This is a genomic window from Stieleria sp. (assembly GCF_041595215.1).
In the GTDB taxonomy this organism is placed as follows: Bacteria; Planctomycetota; Planctomycetia; order Pirellulales; family Pirellulaceae; genus Stieleria; species Stieleria magnilauensis.
Genome location: NZ_JBFHKV010001394.1, coordinates 1 through 1828, shown reverse-complemented (window position 1 = coordinate 1828; position 1828 = coordinate 1). Strand labels below are relative to the sequence as shown.

The 1828-nt window shown below is 60.4% G+C and carries 1 protein-coding gene; it reads right to left on the bottom strand.

The genetic code is table 11. The annotated features are described in order from the left end of the window. The coding region (locus ABX749_RS31550) for a protein kinase (protein WP_372899530.1) at positions 1-1828 on the bottom strand (1828 nt) is incomplete at both ends.

Here is a 1828-nt window from a genome sequence, read left to right as displayed (position 1 = left end):
GATCGCGGCGTCTAAATTCCCGCCCGCCGATTGGGCCGCACCTAAACTGTTCATCGTCAACGCGACACGGCTGGCCGCTGTGGGGGTTGCGTGGTCGTCGGACAGTTCCTGCATCTGATGCTCCAGGGCGGCGCGGGCATAGCCGACCGCCCGCTGCGGATTGCGTTCGGCCAACAATCCGCTGAGATTCTGGTAGGTCGATGCAAGTTGCTTGACGAGGACGTCATTCTGCGGTTCGACTTCCGCGATCTTCACACTGCGTTGAAACATCGTCTCGGCTTGGTCCGGGCGATCGGTCTTGCTCAACAGCAACGCAAAGTTGCTGAGCGACATCGCCAATCCCGCGCGGATTTCCACGTCCTGGGCGGCGTCGTCGGCGAGCGATTGCCAGCGCTGGATTGCAGATTCGTAGTGCCGTTGGGCGTCTCGGTATTGGCCGGCGCGTTCCAACGCCAACGCCAAATTGTTTTCGCTGGTCGCCAGCTGGTGATTGATCGACCGACTGTCTTGGTCGCTGACCGACAGCTGCTGAAACAACCGCAGCGACTCGTGTAGTGAATCGATCGCTTCGCCGGGCGAACCGATTTCGTTTTGCAACGATCCGATCTTGCCGTAGGTGATCGCCAAGTCCCTGGTCAAGCTGACATCGTCGTCGGCCTGGTTGGCGAATGCTTGGTAATAGGCCAGCGTCTCGCGGAGCAACTGTTGGCGCACGGAACTGGCCGACGGGATCTCGGACAACAGTTCGGCCATTTGCGCGCCCAGGCGATCGACCGTCGCGCGGGCGAGCGCGTCGCTGCGTTTGGCCAGCACCGCGTTGGCGTCGGATTCCTGTTTCGCCGCGGCAACCATCGCAATGCTGACCGAGAGTCCGAGGACGACAACCAGTCCGAATACAAAGGTCGTGGCGACCATGTTGCGATGGGCGTGTGCCCAATGCGACAACCGGTCGATCATTGTCGGCGGTCGTGCGACGGTCGGTTCGCCACGCAACACACGCTGCATGTCTTCGGCGAATCGCAACGCGGTTTCGTACCGGTTGTCACGCGACTTGGACATCGCTTTGGCAACTACGGTTTCCAGGTCCCTGGGAATGTCATTGCGCATCGTCCGCAGCGGGGCGGGCGAGCGTTCACCGATTTGACGCAGCACGGCCGGCGTGTCGTTGCCATCATGCGCCGGACGCAAGCACAGCATCTCGTACACCGTCGCACCCAACGAATAGACGTCGGTGCGTCCGTCGATGATCGCAGATTCGCCACGAGCCTGTTCGGGACTCATGTACTTCATCGTTCCGACGATGTCACCCGTCTTGGTCATGCTGGCGTCGGTCTGACAACGTGCCAATCCGAAATCGGTCACCCAGATTTTGTCATCGTTGTCCAAGATCAAATTGGACGGTTTGACATCCCGGTGCACGACCCCAAACTCGTGGGCGGCGTGCAGTGCATGGGCGACGTCGATCGCCCGTTGCAACGTGACCGCGATGTTGGGCAACTGCCCACGGTCGGATTGTTCTGCGATCACCGCATCGAGCGAACGTCCCTCGATGTACTGCATCGCATAGTAGTGGACACCACGCTGAACACCGACGGTGTAGACCGGCACGATGTGGGGATGATTCAGCTGCGCCGCCGTGTGCGCTTCGTTTTTAAAGCGGGCAATTTGACGAGCGTCCAAGACGGCCGCAAACGGTAATAGTTTGATCGCGACGGTTCGATCCAACGACAACTGTCGCGCGCGATAGACCACTCCCATGCCACCGCGGCCGACTTCCTCCAGCAATCGAAAGTCGCCCAACAGGCGTTCGTCGTCGCAACCTCCGTCG